The organism is Shewanella profunda (assembly GCF_023283765.1).
Classification (GTDB): domain Bacteria; phylum Pseudomonadota; class Gammaproteobacteria; order Enterobacterales; family Shewanellaceae; genus Shewanella; species Shewanella profunda.
This window is the reverse complement of the sequence record NZ_JAKILG010000015.1, coordinates 22,111-37,479: the sequence shown is the minus strand read 5'-3', so window position 1 is coordinate 37,479 and position 15,369 is coordinate 22,111. Positions and strand designations below refer to the sequence as shown.

General features: G+C 44.1%; 14 protein-coding genes. 5 read left to right on the top strand and 9 right to left on the bottom strand.

The window, feature by feature from the left end:
- Positions 1-25: 25 nt before the first annotated feature.
- The 8 genes from glnL to ovoA form a co-directional block, all read right to left on the bottom strand.
- Entirely contained in the window at positions 26-1,072 is a 1,047-nt protein-coding gene (glnL, locus tag L2744_RS09580; RefSeq protein WP_248991700.1) for a nitrogen regulation protein NR(II), read from the bottom strand.
- 120 nt (positions 1,073-1,192) lie between these two features.
- Entirely contained in the window at positions 1,193-1,729 is a 537-nt protein-coding gene (locus tag L2744_RS09575) for a DUF4124 domain-containing protein (RefSeq protein WP_248991699.1), read from the bottom strand.
- 195 nt (positions 1,730-1,924) lie between these two features.
- Positions 1,925-2,551 carry a glutathione S-transferase family protein gene (locus L2744_RS09570; RefSeq protein ID WP_248991698.1) on the bottom strand — a complete coding sequence of 209 codons (627 nt, stop codon included), beginning with the start codon at positions 2,549-2,551 and terminating at the stop codon, positions 1,925-1,927.
- Positions 2,552-2,680: 129 nt separating this feature from the next.
- Positions 2,681-3,373: a type 1 glutamine amidotransferase domain-containing protein gene (locus tag L2744_RS09565; RefSeq protein WP_248991697.1), complete on the bottom strand. Its 693-nt coding sequence runs from the start codon at positions 3,371-3,373 to the stop codon at positions 2,681-2,683.
- Between the two features lie 115 nt (positions 3,374-3,488).
- Positions 3,489-4,646 (bottom strand): iron-containing alcohol dehydrogenase, encoded by a 1,158-nt coding sequence (locus tag L2744_RS09560; RefSeq protein ID WP_248991696.1) that lies wholly within the window; start codon positions 4,644-4,646, stop codon positions 3,489-3,491.
- 155 nt (positions 4,647-4,801) lie between these two features.
- On the bottom strand, positions 4,802-5,398 hold the full coding sequence (locus L2744_RS09555; protein ID WP_248991695.1) for a TetR/AcrR family transcriptional regulator: 597 nt from the start codon (positions 5,396-5,398) through the stop codon (positions 4,802-4,804).
- 275 nt (positions 5,399-5,673) lie between these two features.
- Positions 5,674-5,985, bottom strand: coding sequence for a pyrimidine/purine nucleoside phosphorylase (gene ppnP / locus L2744_RS09550; RefSeq protein WP_248991745.1), 312 nt, complete (start codon positions 5,983-5,985; stop codon positions 5,674-5,676).
- Positions 5,986-6,155: 170 nt separating this feature from the next.
- Entirely contained in the window at positions 6,156-8,270 is a 2,115-nt protein-coding gene (ovoA, locus tag L2744_RS09545) for a 5-histidylcysteine sulfoxide synthase (RefSeq protein ID WP_248991694.1), read from the bottom strand.
- 272 nt (positions 8,271-8,542) lie between these two features.
- Between ovoA and L2744_RS09540 the strand changes: the two genes are divergently transcribed.
- From L2744_RS09540 to L2744_RS09520, 5 genes are all read left to right on the top strand, one after another.
- Entirely contained in the window at positions 8,543-8,938 is a 396-nt protein-coding gene (locus tag L2744_RS09540; protein WP_248991693.1) for a hypothetical protein, read from the top strand.
- A 575-nt stretch (positions 8,939-9,513) separates the two neighbouring features.
- Positions 9,514-10,365: a PfkB family carbohydrate kinase gene (locus tag L2744_RS09535; RefSeq protein ID WP_248991692.1), complete on the top strand. Its 852-nt coding sequence runs from the start codon at positions 9,514-9,516 to the stop codon at positions 10,363-10,365.
- A 307-nt stretch (positions 10,366-10,672) separates the two neighbouring features.
- Positions 10,673-12,130 (top strand): sensor domain-containing diguanylate cyclase, encoded by a 1,458-nt coding sequence (locus L2744_RS09530; RefSeq protein WP_248991691.1) that lies wholly within the window; start codon positions 10,673-10,675, stop codon positions 12,128-12,130.
- Positions 12,131-12,234: 104 nt separating this feature from the next.
- A complete protein-coding gene (locus L2744_RS09525) occupies positions 12,235-12,930 on the top strand; it encodes an MOSC domain-containing protein (RefSeq protein ID WP_248991690.1) in 696 nt (231 codons plus the stop codon).
- A gap of 37 nt (positions 12,931-12,967) precedes the next feature.
- Complete coding sequence (locus L2744_RS09520; protein ID WP_248991689.1) at positions 12,968-13,324, top strand: DUF4870 domain-containing protein; 357 nt, start codon at positions 12,968-12,970, stop codon at positions 13,322-13,324.
- Between the two features lie 73 nt (positions 13,325-13,397).
- Here L2744_RS09520 and L2744_RS09515 read toward each other — a convergent pair whose 3' ends face one another.
- The gene (locus L2744_RS09515; protein ID WP_248991688.1) at positions 13,398-15,314 is read right to left on the bottom strand and encodes a methyl-accepting chemotaxis protein; all 1,917 of its coding nucleotides are present in this window, start codon (positions 15,312-15,314) and stop codon (positions 13,398-13,400) included.
- Positions 15,315-15,369 lie beyond the last annotated feature (55 nt).

Here is a 15,369-nt window from a genome sequence, read left to right as displayed (position 1 = left end):
TACGGTATGGGTAGGTACTGTGAAATTATTTAGCGCTTAAAATCGGTAACGAAATGGTAAATTCGGTATGCCCTGCGCTGGAGAGGCAATCGATTCTGCCCGAGTGTAAACGGGCAATATTATGGGCAATCGAGAGGCCTAAACCTGAACCTTGCTCGCGACTCGTCACCATAGGATAGAACAGGGTATCCATTAGCTCAGGTGGTATGCCAGGGCCATTATCGATAATTGACAATGTCAGCACTAACTTGTGGCGCTGCGAACCAATGGTGACTTGATGCTGGGTGCGGGTACGGATCAAAATTTCGCCACCTGTATGCTCAAGTGCTTGCACTGCGTTTTGCAAAAGGTTCAGTACGGCTTGCTGCATTTGATCTGGATCCATCTCAATATCGGGAATGGATGGATCATAATCCCGTTTGAGTTGGATATTAGGAGGCAGTGCCATTTCGACCAGTTTATAAACCTTTTGCACAATTTTATGGATATTGTGCAGGCTGTGCTGGGTTGGTCTTTGTGGGCCGAGTAAACGGTCAACTAAGTTACGCAGACGATCCGCTTGTTCAATGATAAGTGTCGTAAATTCCTTTTGCGCAGGATCGTCAAGTTCCCTCGATAACAACTGTGCAGCACCACGGAGTCCACCTAAAGGGTTTTTGATTTCATGGGCTAAGTTACGCACGAGAAACTGCGCAGCTTGTTGCTGTGCATCTTGACTGAGTTGCTGGTGGATACGCCTCTGTTGATCGACTTGACGCAGTTCGAGAAGGCTCAACTCGGCCTCATCTTGGAGTGGTACAAGAGTGAGGTCGACAGTGTGATGTTGACCATCTAAAGTGACCAAGGTTGCCGTATTAACCGTTAATCCTTGGCTAGCTTTTACGGCGCTACTTAACAATTGTGCCTCGACACCGAGGATTTGATAGTGTTCAGGCAAGGTTTGTTCTATGAGCCTATGGCTACCCACACCTAACAGTTGCTCTGCTGCCGCATTCGCATAGCAAGGCTTTAGATCCTTATCTATGACAAGTACAGCGGTAACTAAATGATTGAGCAGAGTCTCTTTATCCATTGACCGTTCCTAAAAATAGGGTTGCACCCCATGATGCACCGATTTGGTGCAAGCTGCAACTCGACTTCATCAAACGGTTTAACTTACCATGAATAACCTAATCCATTGTTATTATATGTTTTAATCGGATTTTGGTTGTTTCTTTGGGGTCTTGCTCATCGCCGCTTGATGAAGAAATATCTTTCTTGGTGAGCTTGATGCAAAGACTTTGCCGTTTTGAGTCATGGCATCGACGACTAGGGTATATTCGCCTCTATCAACGTTAGTCAATTTAAATCTACCGCCAACTTGAGGTGGGCCAACTACGTTGCCATTGAGTTTTAACTGCATTAGGAATTGGCTTTTTATTTCTGGACTGACAGTCGCAACCACTTCAAAATCCCCATTATTATCTCTAACTGTGGCTTCTTCTTCCGGAGAGATGATGTTGATTTGATACTGAATGTCTTCAATCACTTGATTGTTATTATCTGATGCTATTTTTACGGGAGGTAAGGCGATTTGGTTGAGTGTTTTTTCATTTAGTTCAACGACTTCTGCATTGGCTCTGGGCTCATCTGAGTAGTGGACTTTACCATCCTTATCAACCCATTTATAAATCGTGGCCTGTGCCTGCATGCTGAGCAGCAATAAGCCGATGAGTGTGAATGCGCGCATGCTAAAGTCCTTGTGACGTACAGATAAAGTTAATCAAGATTAGCCCCTTTTTTATCAAAAATCATGGTGTTTATTTCGCCAAGTAGTGAGGTGAATTTGCCTAGGACTGACAAATATTTGGGCTGAGATGATTATCGAAAAGGGGATGGTAGAAAGATAATTCAGGCCCTTATAGGCCTGAATTCTACTGGTATTTTATAGGCTAATATCGAGACTCTGCTCTATTTGGTTTGCCTTATTCCAAGCACTATGTTGGGATAATTGAGTAGCATAGCGTTGAATATGTTCAAATTTCACGAGATCGCCACTGTTAGTCAGTAGCTCTACCACGAAGGACATCATAATATCCGCACCTGTGAGCTTGTCTGCAACAAGATAGGTTTTGCCTGCTAACATATCATTGAAGTAGTGGCTAATTTTACTGACTTCAGTCGCCGCATAACCTTCAAGGAAATTGGTTTTACAGCCATCTTTTTGCACGAACATACGCAGTAACAAAGGCAGCATGGCCGAGCTTTCGGCAAAGTGCAGCCATTGCAGATAGCTGACATAGTCTGCGCTGTCTCTTGCTGGTGCTAAAGTATCTGCCGCATATTTTTCAATCAGATATTCAGTGATCGCGCCCGATTCGGCGATCATTTGGCCGTCTATTTCGATAACGGGTGATTTGCCTAACGGATGAATTTGCTTAAGTTCCGGTGGCGCGAGGAAAGTCTGGCTATCACGTTGATAACTCTTAATTTCATAAGGTTGACCGAGTTCCTCTAGCAACCAGATGATACGTTTAGAGCGTGATTTATTGAGATGGTGCAAGGTGATCATTGTTTTCCCTTTCTACTCTGAGAGTGCATTTTTTTTTGCTATCGCACCATTATGGTGCGATAGCTATTGCTAACGCAGTGAGCACACTAGCACGCTTGTCTTTATTTGATGTGTTGCGTAATTTGGTGCTTAGCCTCTCGCATTGAGTTGAGCGACTATGGCTTCAGCCACGGCTTCGGATGATCCCGGATTTTGGCCTGTGATCAAGTGTGCATCGGCGACGACAAAACTTGTCCAATCATCACCTTTGACATAATTGCCACCATTTTTCTGCAGCATGTCTTCAACCAAAAATGGCACTACATCAGTGAGTTGCACGGCTTCTTCTTCAGAGTTGCTGAAACCGGTAACGCGCTTGCCGCTGACCAATGGCTTACCATCACTTGCTTTAGGATGCAGCAATGCAGCTGGCGCATGACATACGAGCCCTAGGGGTTTATTGGCTTGATAAAAATGCTCGATCAAGGCGATAGAATGTTTATCTTCGGCAAGATCCCACAATGGACCGTGGCCGCCCGGATAGAAAACCGCATCATAATCGGCGGCATTGATTTCACTTAAGCGAGTGGTATTGGCAAGTTGTTCTTGGGCTTCAAGATCTTTACTGAAGCGTGCTGTGGCTTCGGTCTGAAAGTCTGGCTCATCACTTTTAGGATCGAGCGGTGGCTGGCCGCCCAGTGGCGAGGCTAAGGTAATGTGAAAACCTTTATCTTTAAAAGTATAAAAAGGTGAGGCGAATTCTTCGAGCCAAAAGCCGGTTTTTAAGCCTGTATCGCCGAGTTTATCATGTGACGTGAGTACCATTAATATATTCATTTTCATACCTTTACCTAAGTTGCTCACATCAATATGTGTGAGCTTTGGGTTTATACCCAAGCTACCTGAATCCTGCATCTTCAGGTTGTTTGGGTATACACAATCAGGATACAGTTTGACGTTATAGGGCTAAGGTCAAAATATCACGACTCATGGCTGGGTCAATATTGCCGTGCTCACCGAGAGCGACCATGCCGTGCAGTTCAAGCTGTTTTACGACAGTTTCTACGTGGCTAGCATCGAGATCATAGGCAGATAAATGTGTCGCTATGCCCATGGCTTCGAAGAAAGCCTTAGTTTTTGCAATGGCAGCATTGATACGTTCGTCATCTGTACCTGTATTGATATGCCACACTCGGTCTGCGTATTGGAGTAACTTTTCGCGTTTGGCCACTTTTGTACATTGCAGCAGGGCAGGCAGAATGATTGCCAGTGTACGTGCATGGTCGATATCGTAAAGTGCAGTCAGTTCATGGCCAATCATATGGGTTGCCCAGTCATGTGGAACACCTGCGCCAATCGTGCCATTGAGTGCCATAGTGGCAACCCACATTAAGTTAGCGCGAATGTCGTAGTCTTCTGGTTGAACCAGTACCTGTGGGCCAAGCTCAATCAAGGTTTGCAATAGACCTTCGGCAAATCTGTCCTGAACGGCGGCGTTAACTGGGTAAGTCAGGTATTGCTCTGTGATATGCACAAAAGCATCGACTACACCGTTGGCTACTTGGCGTTCTGGCAGAGTGAAGGTTTTCGTTGGATCGAGTATTGAGAATTGTGGATAAACCAAATCATTACGGAATGGCAGCTTGGCTTGCAGTGATTTGCGGGTCACTACGCTGGCATTGTTCATCTCGGAACCGGTCGCAGGTAAGGTTAACACTGAGCCAAAAGGCATGGCTTGAGTTACTTTTGCGCCCCAGCTAGTGAGAATGTCCCAAGGTTCACCTTCGAACACCGCTGCAGCGGCAACAAATTTAGTGCCGTCGATGACCGAACCGCCGCCAACCGCGAGGAGGAAGTCGATATTCTGTTCGCGCACTTGGGCAACGGCTTTCATTAAGGTTTCATAGGTTGGGTTAGGCTCAATGCCATCGAACTCTACGACGAAACGATTGCCAAGTGATTGTTTAACTTCGTCTAACGTGCCTGTTTTCCTAGCACTGCTGCCGCCGAAGAGGATCATTACTTTGGCATCGTTCGGCACTAATGAGTCGATTTCGGCGATAGTGTCTTTACCAAAACGGATGCGGGTGGGGTTGTAATAGTTAAAATTGAGCATAGTGATATTTATCCTGTTACTAGGTGAATATGTTGGCCTTTATAAATAGACCAGTCGTCTATATTTGAGACGTAAAATAAAAAACAAAGCACAACCCCTTGCTCACCAACCAATGCAATATCCCTAGGATTTAATTGCTATTGTTAGGGAGATACTCAAAACTTCTGTGCGGATTTGAGGGTGGACTCGGTCGTTGCCAGTGCGCGTTCGAGTGCGCAAGTGCTGTGACCTAATTTATTCATCAAGCTTGCGCCTAACCACATGTGGTAAAGCATCTCAGCCGTTGTTTGCGGATCTTGTTCGCGAATTGATCCATCAAGAATCCCACTTCTGATACCGTCCGTGAGTCTATCTATGATACTGGTGGAGCCTTTTAATAGAACAAGGCGCATAGCTTCGGATAGATCGGCAACTTCAGCGCTGAGTTTCACCACTAGACATTTTTGATCGACACAGGTATCGCTTTGCACATGTAACCATTTCTGCCAGTAGTGCATTTGGCGCTCAAAACCTGTGAGTTGATTATTGCTAAAGAGTTCGTCGAGTTTGGCTTGATACTGCTCGAAGTAACCTGTCAGCAGTGCCTCCCCAAATTGTTCTTTAGATTTAAAGTAGTGATAAAACGAGCCCTTAGGGACTTGTGCTGCTTGTAGCAGTTGCGCTAAGCCAACGCTAGAAAAGCCCTTTCTAACTATCAGTGTGTAACCGATATCAAGGATATGTTGGCGAGTGGATTGAGTTTCTGTTTTCATGGTACAGATCATAGGTTAAATTAGACCGGTCGTCTAGTGATGTTTTTATCGGCGATTTTGAAGCACTCGATTTATGGGTTTTAAATCGTGAGATTAGCAGTCTGCTCCATACAGCAGCCCGATTGATAAAAGTCAGATGGATAAAACACTCTGATGGATAAATAGTTCGGCGGGGCAAAATACCCACAGTGTTGAGATGAAATTTCACTGTGAGCATTCTATTATCGATTGAAATTTAAGCGCTTATTGCACTATCACTTAATCAAATTTTATCGTTAGAGGTAGCTGCAACAATACTCTGCGATAGCTGTGTTGCGGATTTTAAAGCTGACATTCGCGGCGAGTTCAAATTGAGTACCTTCACTAAACTCCTGCCATACCGAGCTTTCTGGTAGTAATACTTCAAAACGGCCGCTGGTGACTTCCATTATTTCACCTTGAGAAGTTGAAAACTCATATTCTCCAGGTAATACAACACCTAAGGTTTGCTTACTGCCATCGGCAAAAAATACACTTCGACTAGCAACCTTACCATCAAAGTAGATATTGGCTTTTTTAGATACTGACACTTGCTCGATTAAACTCATCATAGATCCTCTGTAAATGGGTTGAAGATGAATTTATATGCATAGTTAATAAATTTCCATACATTATTTGTATGTTTACTTCGTAGCGGGGCAGATGGTATAGCCGCCAGAAGTGGGTTTCTGGCGGGGCGCGTTTTTTATGGATGCTTTGTTCATCTATTTAACGGGGATTAACGCTTACGCCAAATGGTCATTTCCGAAATCGAATGTTGGAATTTACGTTTAGTTTCACGGATCACAAAAGGGATCTCTTTGACTGCAACTAGCTCAAATTGGCCGATTAAGGTTTCGGTCAAGCCATCCAAGGTGGTGAAGTTTTCGCCCTTCATTTTGATCCCTCCCAGCCATTTATCCTTTGGTGTGTAATCCTCAAGCCAGGTATACGGTGAGGCAATAACAAGGTATCCACCTTGATTAATCCGCTGACCAATACTGAGTAAAAAGTGCTTAGGGTCATTTAATCTATCGATAAGATTCGAGGCGTAAACCAAATCGTAACCTGTGTAGATAGGTTTTAAATTACAGGCGTCGCCTTGCATAAAGCTGACTTTTTTAGCCTCTTCGCTATAACCTAGACGAGCTAGGCTAGCACTCTTAAACTCCAGTAAGTCTCCCTCTGTGCGGATGGTGTAGCGCTTTTCGCCTTGTTCGGTCAACGCATAGGCCTGTTGAATAAAACGCGCCGAGAAATCGATGCCATCGACATGCTCAAACACTTTTGCCAGTTCAAAGCTGGCACGGCCAACGGAGCAACCAATATCTAAGGCTTTTGCTGTATGCGTGAGTTGAATTTCAGCTAGAGCTTGCTGTACGCCATTAACACAGAAATTAGCTACACCAAAATATTCGGCACCATAGTGAAACTCAAGGTATTGGGAAATCAGTTCATCGGTTTCGTACACATTAACCTCTGTCATTAGGGCTGGATTTTGTAAGGATTCAACATAGCGGAATCCCGCATGTTGATAAAAATGTCGACGAAATGCATAGCGTGATGAGGCGATGGCCTCATTACCAGTAGAAATCCACGAGCCACCCTTGATGAGATTATGCTTGCCATCGAATGTCGGAGTGGAAAAGTCATCGTATAGTGGATGCACGGCAAAGCCGTTAAAACCATCGATTGCAGTTTCTGTCCATTGCCAAACATTACCGATAATATCGAAAAAGCCATTATGTTCGAAGCGATTAACGGGGCAAGAAGAAGCGTAATAAGCCAAAGCAATATTGGCTGGCACCTCGCTCCATTCGGGTGCATCGGTAGGAATGTTTTCCCGAAGAATATACCATTCGGCTTCGGTTAATAGGCGAATGTTGCTATGGTTTTGCTGGGATTTCCAGTTACAAAAGGCTTTGGCTTCGAGTTGATTGACTTCCACTGGCCAGTTTAATGGAAGGGGGATTTCTGAGGCTAAATTACGCTGCCACCATTTACCTTCACGTAATCGCCAAAATCGCGGCATGTTTGCCTGCGTATAGCCGAGCCAAGCCTGACCTTCTTCATTCCAATAATTGGGTGTTTGATATCCACCCGCTTCAACGAAGGCAAGATATTCTTGATTCGAGACTAGAAACTTTGAGGCCTTAAAATCGGCAACCTTGAAGGTTTTATTGCCGTATTCATTATCCCAACCATAGGTTTGGTCTTGCTCTTTTTTGCCTAGGGTGACTTTTTTACCTGCGACGGCGATTAACTGGTTGCATTGTGCCGTTCCTGTGTCCTGACACTCGGGCCAGAGTGGCATCGATGCAACTTCCTCTAGGGGGAGTTGGCGAATAATGACCGATGAGGTTTCTAAATGAATACGCTCATGCTCTATCCCCATAAGAATGACCCAAGCTGGGCACGTTTGGGTGATCGGTAGAGAGAGTGGCATAGTGTCGATAAACTGATTAACGACAGTGTTAACCAGTTGGCGATATTGGCGAACCTCGGACACACTTGGCCATTGGTAATGGGTGTCATTGAGATCATCCCAAGACATTTCATCGACACCAATGGCGAACATAGATTCAAAATGGTCGTTAATACGCTTATCGAGATATTTGCCGAGTTTGAGTTTATTGATGTAGAAAGTGGCAGTGTGACCAAAGTAAAAGATGAGTGGATGGCGCAGTGGTTCGGCTTTCAAGTAGTAGGCATTATCCTGTTGAATAAGCTCAAATAGAGACTCATACAATGCCCATGTTTGGTTCAAGTATTGCTTAAGCTCTTGGCGTTTTTGCAGCTCGTTGTCACCCGTGAGCTTAAGTGTTTGAGGGTTTTGCGTTTTAGGCTTATCCATAGGGTAAGCAACTCCATATTTATTGGCCTGCAATGCAAGCTCGGCAATGACTCAACTATACCAAAGCAATATCAACACTTTTGTTAAATTCTGCAGTTGTAGATAGTTTGGCTATATACGCCAGTACAAAATTTAGGATCACTTTGACTGTGCTCTAGGTGTAAATCCATCTGGGTGGGATAAAAATTATTTTATCCCATAGCTGTATTTTCTCTGTCGAGGTTAAGGCAGAATGAACCCGTCCGTAAAATTATTATGCAGGATATAACGGGATGACAATTAACGCATTATGGATACCCGCTTGGTATGAACTTGATCCGTCGATCGTTGTGGGCGTTACTGAAGAGTTTATATTTCATAAACCCACTACCAATGGGGCATTAAGATTTTACAGTGGGGCAGAAAATATCGATGCCGTGAAAGCGACTGGAGCCATTTCGAGCATTTATCACGCTGTCTTGGGGGATATAGAGAGTGTTGATGCTCAGGGTCTTGATTACACGCTTGTATTGAAAGATGGTCGCCGTTTGTTAGTCAATGCAGAGGAAGATCCAGGCTTAATCTATGAGTGGGTCGATGATAGCTGGCAGCCTTCGGAGATGGTGATTCCTGATTGGCAATTAGAGGTTAAATTTGCTTCGTTATCGCCGCTAACATCTGTCGATTAATTTAGGTAAGTATTTCAAGGGGCAGTTGGTTCTTGTGTTATGACTGGCTGCTCCTTGATTAAAAATTTAAGCAATTGATAATCCTGTTTTATTTGATCTATGTAGGCATCGTGATAATCCAACTCACTAAATTCTTTTAGACAGAGTCGATAACGCCGCAGTTGTTCTTCCCTATTTTCTTCGTTATTCAATATTTCCATTAGTATTGTATTGATCCTGCTCATATTTTTATTTATGAGTACGTATTTTAACCTGTTCGAAATAAATGTGAGTAATGGTTCTTTATGTCGACGTGGTGGCACAGATACAGCTATCTTGGTGATTGATATTTATTCTTTTAAAACAATTTGTTATTGCATTTTACTTAATTTCGCTATGGTTTTGATATGAGTTATCTTAAATGGATTGGAGTCAAAGGCTTACACGGATAATAGGTTTTTTGCTGTGGACTTGTCGCCGTAGTAAGGTCTCACTGTGACGGATTGAATTGTACCTATCGGAGTTTTGATCTAGATTGGGAACACTTTGAGTTTCCTATTTAGCCGCTTTACTTTATCGTCCTATGGAGCCCTGTAATGGCGAATATTTTACTGGTCGCGAATCTCAACTGTGACCGAATTTTACTGCTGGATAAACCACTAAAAACCGGAGGCCGTTTCCATTATCAAGATGGTGGGCAAAGGCTTGGCGGTGGTGGCGCTAATACTGGACTCGGACTTGTATGGGCAGGGCATAGAGTAGCGCTGGTAAGTCAAGTCGGTCGTGATGAGATGGGAGATTGGGCCATTGCTGAAGCGAGCACTCAGGGGCTCGATTGCCGCTTAGTGCAACGAAGGGCTGGAAATACCTGTGAAATGCTCCTAGTCATGACTCCCGATGGTGAACGGACTATTATTCGTCCACAAAGGCCGATTTTTGAACTGTCTGTTCCGCCTAAGTGGCATCAGTGGGATGCGTTGTATTTTAATACCTCGGCCGAGGGCACCGTCAGTTGGGCAAAGACAGCGTTAGAGCATTGCCTCGTTGTGGCCCAGTTAGCCAAGGACGATAGACCTAGACCCTGCCATGTTTTATTAGCATCGGTGAGTGATATGCAGGGGCGTTGTGATACCGCATCTTGGGAGTATGGCGTGAGTATTGGCGGTGACTCATTGCGTTATTTTGTTGTGACCGATGGTATCAATGGCGCTGATGTTTATACCAAGGATCGGGTGCAGCATGTCCCGGCTGTACTTGCAAAAGTGGTTGATACAACTGGTGCAGGAGATGCCTATGCTGCAGGATTAATCCACAGTTTGTGTTCGGGCCAATCGATTACAGATGCTATGGCTGAGGGGGCCATATGGGCTGCATTTGCAGTGGCGACGGATAGTTCTATCCCTGGGGATGCACTCAAAGCATATTTAGAGGCTAAGGCGTCTATGTAATAAATTACCTATTGATTGGTTCGATTCATCTTTTTGTCATTTAGGCTTGTTAAATTTAACCACAGTGACGACTAGCTATTGTCCCTTAACTTTTTTCTGTGTTTTTCTCCCATTTTGTGGTTCGCATGTTTTTGCCCCGTTTCCCCAACGGGGCATTTTTTTGCGCAAAATAAAGTATAGAACATTCATATTGTTGAAATGTTGTGCGGCATTAGTGCAATTGATATACATTTATGCAACTAAAATAGTTATCGTGAAATTAAAATAATAAGCTACTCAAGGTGGAGTGCTGCCGTCGGAGTTGAGAATGGGCAATAACGTTTGGAATGATCGAAGAAAATTTATTTGGCTTTTATCTGTATTGCTATTACTTGCCTTTTTAGTGACCAGTGGTATCAGTTACAAAGTGGCTCACGACTCGCTCAGTCAACAAATTGAGAGCAATACCTTACCTCTAACTAGCGATAATATTTATTCAGAAATTCAACAGGATCTACTGCGTCCAATTTTTATATCATCTTTGATGGCACAGGATACCTTTGTGCGGGATTGGACCTTGAATCTTGAGCAAGAGCCGGAAAAACTCATTCGCTATCTCAAGGAAATTCAAGATAAATATGACACAGTCACCAGCTTTTTTGTCTCAGAGCAGAGTCGAAATTACTACCATTCTTCGGGAATTTTAAAACAAATCCAAGATGTTGATCCTAATGATGCTTGGTACTTTCGGGTACGATCTTTACCCGAGTCTGAACATTATGAGGTCAATATTGATGCCGACACGGCGGATCGTAGTAAGACAACCGTATTCGTAAACTATAAAGTATTTGATTTTGAAGGTAAGTTCATCGGAGTAACCGGTGTTGGTTTAGCGGTTGAGAAAGTCAAATTACTGGTAGAACTTTACCAGAAGCGTTATAACCGACGTGTGTTTTTTACCGATAGATTAGGTAATGTCACATTACACGGCGATGCCTATGATGGGTCGGGTTCGTTACAAACCAGTGCCGGACTAGAACAATTAGCCACACGCATTTTAACCAGTCCTAGTGCGGCATTTAGTTATAAGAAAAATGGCAAAACTGTCTATTTGAATAGTCGTTTAGTTTCTGAATTTAAATGGTATTTGATTGTTGAGCAGGAAGAAGCCCCCCAGGAGCAAGATTTACTTAACACTTTTTGGGGAAATCTGGTTCTGAGTTTAATTGTGACTATTGGTATTTTATTTATCTCAAACATGACCTTAGGACGATATCAGCGCAAGCTAGAAATTATGGCTTCGACTGATAAGCTAACGGGGGCGGCGAATCGTCAAGTGTTTGAGGAGTATTTTCAGCAAGCGTTGAATAATGCCCAATCGACCCAAGCAGCGATATCTATCTTATTGTTAGATATCGATCATTTCAAAAAAGTGAATGATAACTATGGGCACAGTATTGGGGATCTTGTATTAAAAACCGTAAGCAATTTATTGCGTGGACAGCTGCAAGAAAAAGACGTGCTATGCCGTTGGGGTGGCGAAGAGTTTTTGATCTTAGTTCCTGAGATGGATTTGAGCCGTGCCGCTGAGCTGGCGGAGCAATTTCGTCGTTCTATTTCACAACGTGAGCTTAAAGTGAACGGTATCCATATCTCTATTACAGTGAGCATTGGTGTGGCAGAATTTCAGCCACAGGAAACATCGGAAGATCTGATTAAACGCGCCGATTTAGCTTTGTATCAAGCGAAGGAGGCGGGTCGTAATCAAGTCGTATTGAATAACTGAATAAGCCATTGACTAGGTGATTGAGACGGGCCATTTTGTTATTCAAAGTATCTTGCTTTACACTTTTGTATTAATACTACAGGCAGTATACGTAGGGATGGTAGATGTCAACATTATTGATTAGTAAGTTATCTGGACTGTATTTCGGCGCGGATCTTCAACAGATTGCTGGTGTTTCGACGGGGATAGACAGTAAGCGAACCACTCAACAACTTATAGTGCATATTGATCATGTTGAAGGAGATGCACAGGCCGATCCCAAGCACCATGGTGGACTCGACCGCGTGTTACATCACTTTCCCCGTGAGCATTATGGTCAGTATCGTCGCTGGGATTTAATGACACAGTTTGAAGATGCGCCCACTATGGGGGAGAACATTAGCACCGTTGGGCTAAATGAAACCCAAATTAATATTGGGGATATCTTGCAGATTGGTGCTGTAAAGGTTCAAGTGACTCAGCCACGCTCACCTTGCTTTAAATTGAATCTACAATTTGGTCACAGTGAATTTGCCCTAGCCATGCAGCAGAGCCAATTATGTGGTTGGTTTTATAGAATATTAACACCAGGGATTATCCAGTTAAACGACAAAATTGAATTGGTTGAGCGTCGCACTGATATCAGTGTCGCCGAAGCTATGTCACTGTACTTTTCGCCAACGTTCAATGCCAGTGCCTATGATCGTTTAGCTTCCTGTGAGGGATTGGCGCAGAGTTGGGTCAATAGCTTGCAACGCCGCTTATCATCACAAACAGTGGAAGATTGGCAAATGCGTTTATATGGGCCGAGCGGTAAATAAGTGTTTATATTCAAAATGATAATACAGGGATGGCGTTATGATTGAATCCGTTACAAAAAGTGATAAAGATTTTGGCCTACTGGTTTATGCATCGAGTTTTATCGGTTATCTCGTGCCATTGGGCTCTATTCTTGGGCCACTCATCATCTGGTTAATGAAACGCGAGGAGTCGGCGTTTGTGGATCAATGTGGTCGTAGTTGCTTGAACTTTAAATTGAGCTTATTGATCTATGTGATTATCAGTGGTGTGTTAGCCTTTATCGGTATTGGGTTTATCTTCTTAATTGTGCTCGCTATTTTGGACTTGGTGTGTACCGTGCTTGGGATTATTAAAGCGAGTGAGGGAGAGGTATACCGCTATCCACTCACAATTAAATTTATTTCCATGGATTAATCTTTCGCAGGATCAAAGAAAAACGCCTTAGATGGAAGCATCTAAGGCGTTTTTTATGGAGTAAGAGTAATGTTTACACCTTAAACTTAGCGACCAAGGTATCTAAACGATGGGCCAATTGATTTAACGCAAGACTTGCCTGTGCCGCGGCTTGGGCAGTATTGGCAGTGCGCTGGGTGATATCGTTAATCTCGGTCACGTTACGGTTAATGTCTTCGACCACTGTGGATTGTTCTTCCGTTGCGGCGGCAACTTGGATATTCATATCGCTAATCAAACCGATACGATCACTAATCCCTACTAAAGATTGGCTTGCCTCATCAACGGCTACAACACCTTCGTGGGAGCGTGTGCGACTCTGTGCCATCGCATTAACTGCTCGGGTCGCTTCAGATTGCAGCTTGTCTATCATGCTCTGCACTTCATTCGTCGATGCCGCAGTGCGTGATGCTAGATTACGGACCTCATCGGCCACAACAGCAAAACCACGTCCAGCTTCACCGGCACGCGCCGCTTCTATGGCTGCGTTAAGGGCTAACAAGTTAGTTTGTTCAGAGATTGCGCGGATCACATCTAAAATTCCGCCGATGGATTTAGTGTGTGTCGCGAGGGATTCAATCACTTCACCCACTTGACCGACATCTTTAGACAGTTGATTAATAGTATCGCGGGCGCGGGTCACAACGACTTGGCCGCTGCTGGCTTCAGTATCTGCATCCTTGGCAGCAACGGCTGCTTGGGCAGCATTACTGGCAATTTCGTTAACAGTGGCACCCATTTCATTAATGGCGGTTACCACCATTATAGTGCGATCTTTTTGCTCGTGACTGTCTTCTAGGGTTTGCTGTGCCTGGTTCGATACATCTTTAGCTGAGTAACCTAATTGCTCGCTGGTTTGGGCAACCTCAATAACTGACTCTTGGATTTTGCTAATAAAGCTATTAAATCCTTTAGCGAGTTGTGCGATTTCATCTTCACCATTAACGGGTAAACGTTGGCGCAAATCACCTTCACCTTCACCTATATCGCGGAACATAGCGGCAACTTGGGCGATAGGACGGCTAACTGAGCCCGCTACGGCAATCGCAAGCACAATAAAGCCCGCTGCAATTAGCAGAGTCCAAATTAAGATCTGATAAGCCGCATCTGCTAATAGCGCGAAGACTTCTGCTTCAGGCACCTGTGCAACTAAATACCAATCCATAGAGGGGATATAACTACTCGCAACCAGCATGTCTTTGCCGTTGACCTTAGTGTTAACGAGGTTGAAATCACTAGGGTTTAACAAGGAGTTTGAATTTCCATCTTTGTAGAGGCTGTTTAAGGTGCTTTTACCAATTTGGCTGGTATCTGGGTGGAGTTTTACTTCACCTTTTGCATCGACTAAGTAAACGAAACCCGTTTCCTCAATCTTAAAAGAACCGAGTAAACGCACCATATCATCGAGGGATTTTGCCAGACCCACCAAACCACGACCGTTAGGTTGTTGGTAGTTAATGAAGAGTTTTACCTCGCCATTTGCCTCTGTAAATACGTTTAGCATACGTTCCTGCCCGCTATCGCGGTAAGCAAAGAACCAGCTATCCTGCGCAGGTGTTAATACGCGTAGAAAACCATCCTGAGTGTAGTAGGCGGCAGTTTGTCTGTCGGCGTAGGAGGCTTGGGCTAGTTTGTATTGGAGGGTGATGTCCTTCAATTGGGCAATTACTTGGGCTTCTTGCTGCTGAGGACGATCGTTTTCAAGCCATTGTAGCAGCATGCGACTGCCGGCTAATTGCTCAGCGGCGTTCATCAAACTGGAAATATCTAGCTCAATTTTGTTACGGATTTGCATCATTAAGCTGGGCATTTCGGACCCAAGCATACGCTGTTCTACGACACGTTTAGCGCTGTTCTGGCTTAATACTCCAACGAGTATGGTCGACAGCAGTACTGCAAATGTCACGGTTAGCAGAATTTTCTGCTTGATGGTGAGGTTATTCAATATCATAAATATCAATATGCCTGTGTTGGACGTTTTGAGATGTCAGTCGACGCACTCTTGT